The following is a 6,171-nucleotide window of genomic DNA, read 5'->3' on the forward strand; positions in this document are numbered from 1 at the left end:
GAGCCTGTAACAGATTCTGTGTAACTGCCATTTAGTTAATGTGTCTTTCGAGGCGTTCCTCGAACTCGATAATAAAACGACTCATAGCCTGACGCCAGTTTTGAATGGGCATTGTCCATTTTTTGCTGGCATCTTGAATCGCTAAGTAAACCATCTTTCTTGCTGCATCGTCACTGGGGAAGATTTTCCGCTTTTTGATAGCCTTTCTGATGACACTGTTGAGCGACTCAATGGCGTTGGTGGTGTAAATCGCTTTACGGATATCTTCAGGGTAACTGAACAACGTATTAAGGTTCTGCCAGTGGTTACGCCATGATTTAGAGATTTGTGGGTACTGGCCATCCCAGATTTCACTGAAGCGTTCCAGTTCGAGCAAGGCTTCGTCTTCAGTCGCTGAGCGGTAAACCCGCTTTAAATCCGTCGTGACGGCCTTGTAGTCTTTCCATGATACGTATTTGAGTGAGTTGCGCACCATGTGCACGATACATAGCTGGATGTGTGTCTGAGGGAAAACGGTGTTGATAGCATCAGGGAAGCCTTTCAGGCCATCCACACAGGCGATAAGAATATCTTCGACGCCACGCTGCTGAAGCTCAGTCAGCACACTCAACCAGAACTTAGCGCCTTCATTCTCAGCAATCCACATCCCCATCAGTTCTTTGTGACCTTCGGTGTTGATACCCAGAGCCAGGAAGATAGATTTATTGATGACCCGTTTATCCTGACGAATCTTCACTACGATGCAGTCCAGGTAAACAATCGGGTAGACGGCATCTAAAGGGCGAGATTGCCATTCAATCACCTGCTCAATAACGGCATTGGTGACACGAGAAACGAGCGTGGGCGATATCTCTGCGCCATACCATTCCTCAAAGGCATTGACGATGTCACGGGTGCTCATGCCCTGTGAATACAGCCAGAGGATTTTATCGTCCATGGAGGTGAAACGGGTTTGGTGCTTTTTGACAAGTTTGGGTTCAAAGGAGCCTTCACGGTCGCGAGGCGTATCGAGTTTAAACTCGCCGTCTTCGGTTTTGACCCGTTTACTGCTCTTGCCGTTACGGGTATTGGTAGACGTGGACTGTTGGTGTTTCTCGTAGCCAAGATGCTCATCCATCTCCGCGTTCAATGCCGCTTCAACAGTAATTTTCTTCAGCATCTGGCTAAACTCGTTCAAGTCCTCAGGTGTTTTAATCCCTTTGGCTGCTTCCCTTGCGAAAGCTTCAAGCTCTTTCTTATTCATGTTCATCTGCCTATCCTTAACTCTTAATAGAGTATGTTGAGATAGGCAGTTACACAAAATTAGTTACAGTCTCAATGATAAGGCTAAAACCGTTATCCAGCTATATGGCAATTGTTGGACTTGGGGTACTGTCATCATTCATAGTGGACTTTATGTTTTGCTCCGTCCTTCAAACGCAATGCGAGCCAGATCCGTTAAACGCAGTAGGCCTCTTTTTTAATTCAGTATATATAATCGTGATTTGTTCAGTTATTTTCGCGCTTTTGCCGCGTAGGTTTAAAAAAACGTCGAAGTAAATCTGCCCGCTAGTTTTTAATTTCTATTTGGCTATAACAAGCCCCTTTTGCTCTGGGCTGAAGCTTTGTTTTAAAGTAGTTAATAGTTGTATGTTCATTATCGGAATAAAGGACTATACGAATAATATGAACAGTGCTCTTTTTAAAACGCTACTAATTTTGTCTTACGGGCCTTCGGTCTTTCTGGTGACTTTTGCATTGATGGTGAGTCCGCTTTGGGCGACTATTCTTTTCGTTGAACCCTCCAGTGGATTATTGGGCGCTGTGATGCTTCTAATATGTGGCCTTAGCGGTTTGCGCGGGGTAGTATTGCTTTTAACCTTGGATAAGCGGCATATTGATTCAAGATCGCTATTATATCGATTGGTCATTTATTTGCTGTTAGGGATGGGGGCCTCTTTATTTGCATCGATAGGACTAGTTAGCTTAAATTGGGCCTTATCGCTGGTTTTGTGCCTGCCCGTACCGGCTACGTTATATTTGATTCACCTTAACCGGAACCATCTCCACAGAATAGTTTGTGGTTAGCAACAAGGTTGCTCACCAGTAAGGCTTTACAACATGAAACGAATAAATGTAGTTGGCACCAGCGGGAGCGGTAAATCACATTTTAGCAACCGACTTGCAGCAAAACTGGGTGTGCCGTATATCGAAATGGACGCCGTTTTCTGGTTACCCAACTGGCAGCATCTTGAGCTGGAAGACTTTATCGCAACACTTAAGCCTTTGCTTGAACAAGAGTCATGGGTACTCGATGGCAATCAGTCCAAAACCAATTCATTTAAATGGCAATACGTCGATACTATCGTGTGGCTGGATTACGGCTTTTGGCATACGTTTAAACAAATGCTGTTTCGCTCAGTTAAGCGTGCCTACACAAAAGAAGAAGTTTGGCCCTGTACGGGAAACAAAGAGTCTTTCAGGCGTAATTTTTTCTCCTCCGATTCGGTAGTACTGTGGATGCTAAGTAATTATTGGAAAACCCGAAAGAAATACGCCAAACTGTTTAACAGCCCGGCAACGCAAGCTATAAACTGTATACGGCTAAGTTCACCCAAACAAGCCGAGGCATTCCTGGCAAATACTGTCGCCGATTAAGGCGGTTAAACAGGAGTGTAGCATAAGAGGCTCAGCGCTTAGCGTCGCAGAGTCAGCCCAGGGATGGGGTTTAGCTACTCAATAAAAAAGGAATTTTATTATGAGCATGTACTATTTGTTCGTGACTGCCGCCATGGCGATATTTTTTCTGTTCATCGGTACTAAGGTGATCGTTTCAAACAAACCTTTGCTGATCCCTTCAAAAATATTCATTGTGTTAGTGCTGTTCGCTCTGCTACCTAAAGTCATTTTTATATTCAAATATCATTTATCCTCTCCCGTTGACTTAGGGCTAATCGCATACATCAGCCCGCTGATAACCATTGCTTTGATAGTGTTTTGCTGGATCCAATTGAATGGGTATATTGCTATAGGTATTTCTGATGATTCATTCAGAGATTCATTACATTACGCACTGCGTAAAAATAGTATTGAATTTGAAGAGCAGCTTTCGTTAATCAAACTGAAGGATATTAAGACCGATCTGCAAGTGTCTGTGCAAAGCTGGATGGGGACCGGCCAGTTTAAGCTGAAAAACTCCAAAGACAGTCACTTACTGGCTAAATTAATCCCCGGCATCAATGAATTTTTTCTCGCCAACGCAATAAAGCCTAACAATACGATATCCGTTTTTTACGTTGTGTTGGGGCTTTTAATGTTAATTCTTGCCGGGTCTTTTTATTCTTCAATCCAGCGTTAATCATAGCCAGATAGCTCACTTCGCTCTTAAGCGAAACGTGATGTGCGTTGAACAAAATGGTAAATCAATAACAACAGGGAAACGAAGCATGCTATCTAAATTAGTCGTTAAGTTATATTCCTTATTGCTGGAAATTGCCTTGTGGGTAATGCTGGTGGTGGGTTTTGCGGCGGGTTTTAAATTACAAGGTCTGTTGGGCGGTATCCTTGGGCTCATAATCGCGGCCACTTTTGGTGCTGTATTCCTTGGCGGCTTGCTTGTGCTCAACGACATTCGTAAAAGGGTAACCGCGCTTGAGAAACGCGGTTAATGGCTAAAAGGAATACTAACGGTGGTTAAGAGCTGGAAGGCAGGATTCTGGTGTTGTTTTATTGGTCTGCTGGTGTCCAATGTCTATTGGTGTTTGGTTGTTATAGACCAGGCAGCAACAAATAAATACACCGAAATGGAGCTTTACTCACAGAAGCAAGCTGTTAGTGAGTTGGGAAACCTCATTGTTACCGGCATAGAGTCTACTTCTAAAAAAGACGTAGTTTTTCTTCTACGTCAGGCTAATCCTGATGCCTTTATTGTGGATGATGAGGAACAGGTGATTTATCAGAATATTAGCTTTTACTTTAAAAATGACAGGCTCGTGAGTATTGGCGAGCCAACTTCAGAGAAGGTGCCTTAAACCTGTGAGGCGCAGGCGACTTTTCGCTATTTTTTTCAGCCTGAGGAATGTATCGCATAAAGGACCACACGGAGATACAACACAATGAAAACAAAATTTCAGGTGATTTTCTTATTCAGTCTGGCCTTATTCGTTAGCTATCTCCATGCAGAGCGCTTACCGCAGTCTAAAGTCAGTATCGTTGGTCATTGGGTGCTAAACATAGATGAAACGATTGATAACCTTAAAGCGTCGGATATGACTAAAGGGGAAGTTGCTAAATTCTCAGCCATATTAAAGCCTCAGGAAATAGTAATATCGGAGGCGGTATACTCAGTACTAAGGCCCGATCAGAAACCGATGAATACAGCCTATACAATTGAATCCGATGCAGATAGCGAAGGTTGTTTTATATTGCAGTTCAGAGATCCAAGAATACCGCTGGATGTGCAGAGAAATTCATTCTGCGTCAGTGAGGGCAAGCTGTTGTTACCTTCACCAAAAAACGTGTATGAAGTTTACAATAGAAAACAGTAGAGGCGGTTCTGGCAAGCCTAATGGACGGTGGTGTGTTTATTTGGTTAACTCTCAGAAAATATTGAAGTAAGGTTTAAAAATCATGGAAGGTAGAGAGTGCGAATAATATTAGTTTTAGCAGGTTGTTTATTGCTGGCAGGGTGCAACGCCCTGGTTGGTGTGCCAGAAAACATGGATGAGCAGCCCTGGAGAACGATTTACCTTATTGCGTTTTTTGTTGTATGTCTGATACCCGTTATCACCTTGATTATACTTTTAGCGGTCAGGCTCACAAACCCCTCTTTTATCCGACACCGTAAACCACTTTCTGTTTTTTCTGCCGGCATGTTTATGCTGATGCTTTGTGCGTGGTTGGGAATGGAATTCTCTTTGCCCAAGAGCATCAATATACGGCTGGATCTGTTTATAGTGATACCGGCCTCTGCGGTGCAAATGGTATTGATTGCCTTGTCTGGTTACTTTTATGGGCGTGGCCCTAAGGAAGCTGCCTAGCATGGCACTTTTAACAGTGGCGTTGTCTTAAGGGCAACCTACGCAGTTGGAGGTTACCAGCCAAGTTCGCTTGGAACTAAGAGGTTAAAGGTCAAGAGGACGCAAAAAATATGAAAGAAAAGGATTTTAAAAACTGGCAGCAAAGAAGAAAGCAGGGGGCTTTAAGGTTTACCTTTGTACAAGGCTTGCTGTGCTGGGGTATCCCAATGTTTATCGTCATGACCTTTGTAGTAAACGATGCGTTTAACGAGCAAGGCATAATACAGAGGGCACAGGTATTTATTGGAGCTGTGGTGTGGTCTATTGGCGGCTGCTTGTTTGGAGCGTTTTTGTGGTTTGTTACAGAGCAGCAATATCAAAAAGCATTGCAAAAACAAAGTGACACGGAACAAAGCACTTGATGTGGCCATTGTTGCCAATGGGCGCTGCCTGCCAGAATAAAAGCCGGTCTGTTTTGCAGATGAGGCTATCTTGAAAGCTCAGCGGTTTAAACAAAAAGCAGACTGGTTCGTTGCTGTTTTTGTCAAACAATACGGCTACATTGTTGTTGGTGTGTTTGTGTTTTCTTTTATATTTACGCTGTTTTTCGGTAACTACCCACAATGGCAGGATGAGGAATACCACGAGGCCTTAAAGCAGTATTTTGAGCCGGAATTACAGCGTATTACCTTTAATAGCATCAGCACTTCGCAGCCGGTGATTAAGCTTGTTTTTACTTATTCTGATGGCGCCGACCTATCACTTACAAATTATCAGCGCCCAAATAAACTAACACTCAAAGCAGAGTGGAAAGCCTCTGTTTTGAATCTGGTTTGTGTTCACGATGATTTAAGAAAGCAGTTACAAAAAGGCAGAAAAATCGATATAGACTTACGAGATGGCGATAGTCAAAGCCGGGTAAGCATGATCACCAATATGGTTATCACTAATACCAGGTGCTAAATCTCTTGAAAAAACCTAAGCCAGCAGAAGCAATAAGAAAAAGAACATATGGAACCGAATTATAAAAACTACAGTGTGGATGAACTCTGTGAAGCGCTGGACTCTATTGATAAACAGGCTTATCCGGATCGGGTGGAATCGATAAAGGCCGAATTATACCAATCCGCATAGAAGTTTACCCTCTCAGAGTGAGTCAAAACGACTTAGATCA

General features: G+C 43.2%; 10 protein-coding genes. 9 read left to right on the top strand and 1 reads right to left on the bottom strand.

What is annotated here, in order from left to right:
• Positions 1 to 31: 31 nt before the first annotated feature.
• Complete coding sequence (locus tag D9T21_RS00840) at positions 32 to 1,243, bottom strand: IS256 family transposase (protein WP_123323316.1); 1,212 nt, start codon at positions 1,241 to 1,243, stop codon at positions 32 to 34.
• A gap of 857 nt (positions 1,244 to 2,100) precedes the next feature.
• Between D9T21_RS00840 and D9T21_RS00850 the strand changes: the two genes are divergently transcribed.
• The 9 genes from D9T21_RS00850 to D9T21_RS23095 all read left to right on the top strand — a co-directional run bounded on the left by D9T21_RS00850 (position 2,101) and on the right by D9T21_RS23095 (position 6,131).
• On the top strand, positions 2,101 to 2,637 hold the full coding sequence (locus D9T21_RS00850; RefSeq protein ID WP_123323308.1) for a P-loop NTPase family protein: 537 nt from the start codon (positions 2,101 to 2,103) through the stop codon (positions 2,635 to 2,637).
• A gap of 100 nt (positions 2,638 to 2,737) precedes the next feature.
• Positions 2,738 to 3,337 (top strand): hypothetical protein, encoded by a 600-nt coding sequence (locus D9T21_RS00855; protein WP_123323309.1) that lies wholly within the window; start codon positions 2,738 to 2,740, stop codon positions 3,335 to 3,337.
• Between the two features lie 88 nt (positions 3,338 to 3,425).
• The gene (locus tag D9T21_RS00860; protein ID WP_123323310.1) at positions 3,426 to 3,647 is read left to right on the top strand and encodes a hypothetical protein; all 222 of its coding nucleotides are present in this window, start codon (positions 3,426 to 3,428) and stop codon (positions 3,645 to 3,647) included.
• Between the two features lie 21 nt (positions 3,648 to 3,668).
• The gene (locus tag D9T21_RS00865) at positions 3,669 to 4,010 is read left to right on the top strand and encodes a hypothetical protein (protein ID WP_123323311.1); all 342 of its coding nucleotides are present in this window, start codon (positions 3,669 to 3,671) and stop codon (positions 4,008 to 4,010) included.
• 84 nt (positions 4,011 to 4,094) lie between these two features.
• On the top strand, positions 4,095 to 4,526 hold the full coding sequence (locus D9T21_RS00870) for a hypothetical protein (RefSeq protein WP_123323312.1): 432 nt from the start codon (positions 4,095 to 4,097) through the stop codon (positions 4,524 to 4,526).
• 171 nt (positions 4,527 to 4,697) lie between these two features.
• The gene (locus D9T21_RS00875) at positions 4,698 to 5,018 is read left to right on the top strand and encodes a hypothetical protein (protein WP_164464539.1); all 321 of its coding nucleotides are present in this window, start codon (positions 4,698 to 4,700) and stop codon (positions 5,016 to 5,018) included.
• 110 nt (positions 5,019 to 5,128) lie between these two features.
• A complete protein-coding gene (locus tag D9T21_RS00880) occupies positions 5,129 to 5,419 on the top strand; it encodes a hypothetical protein (RefSeq protein WP_123323314.1) in 291 nt (96 codons plus the stop codon).
• A gap of 70 nt (positions 5,420 to 5,489) precedes the next feature.
• Entirely contained in the window at positions 5,490 to 5,960 is a 471-nt protein-coding gene (locus D9T21_RS00885; protein ID WP_123323315.1) for a hypothetical protein, read from the top strand.
• A 48-nt stretch (positions 5,961 to 6,008) separates the two neighbouring features.
• On the top strand, positions 6,009 to 6,131 hold the full coding sequence (locus tag D9T21_RS23095) for a hypothetical protein (protein ID WP_277423846.1): 123 nt from the start codon (positions 6,009 to 6,011) through the stop codon (positions 6,129 to 6,131).
• Positions 6,132 to 6,171: the final 40 nt, after the last annotated feature.

This window comes from Marisediminitalea oceani, from assembly GCF_003731635.1.
Lineage (GTDB): Bacteria > Pseudomonadota > Gammaproteobacteria > Enterobacterales > Alteromonadaceae > Alteromonas > Alteromonas oceani.

Excerpts from the sequence above, each read along its gene's own strand:
- D9T21_RS00840 (WP_123323316.1), bottom strand. The coding sequence starts at position 1,243 with ATGAATAAGAAAGAGCTTGAAGCTTTCGCAAGGGAAGCAGCCAAAGGG.
- D9T21_RS00850 (WP_123323308.1), top strand. The coding sequence starts at position 2,101 with ATGAAACGAATAAATGTAGTTGGCACCAGCGGGAGCGGTAAATCACAT.
- D9T21_RS00855 (WP_123323309.1), top strand. The coding sequence starts at position 2,738 with ATGAGCATGTACTATTTGTTCGTGACTGCCGCCATGGCGATATTTTTT.
- D9T21_RS00860 (WP_123323310.1), top strand. The coding sequence starts at position 3,426 with ATGCTATCTAAATTAGTCGTTAAGTTATATTCCTTATTGCTGGAAATT.
- D9T21_RS00870 (WP_123323312.1), top strand. The coding sequence starts at position 4,095 with ATGAAAACAAAATTTCAGGTGATTTTCTTATTCAGTCTGGCCTTATTC.
- D9T21_RS00875 (WP_164464539.1), top strand. The coding sequence starts at position 4,698 with ATGGATGAGCAGCCCTGGAGAACGATTTACCTTATTGCGTTTTTTGTT.
- D9T21_RS00880 (WP_123323314.1), top strand. The coding sequence starts at position 5,129 with ATGAAAGAAAAGGATTTTAAAAACTGGCAGCAAAGAAGAAAGCAGGGG.
- D9T21_RS23095 (WP_277423846.1), top strand. The coding sequence starts at position 6,009 with ATGGAACCGAATTATAAAAACTACAGTGTGGATGAACTCTGTGAAGCG.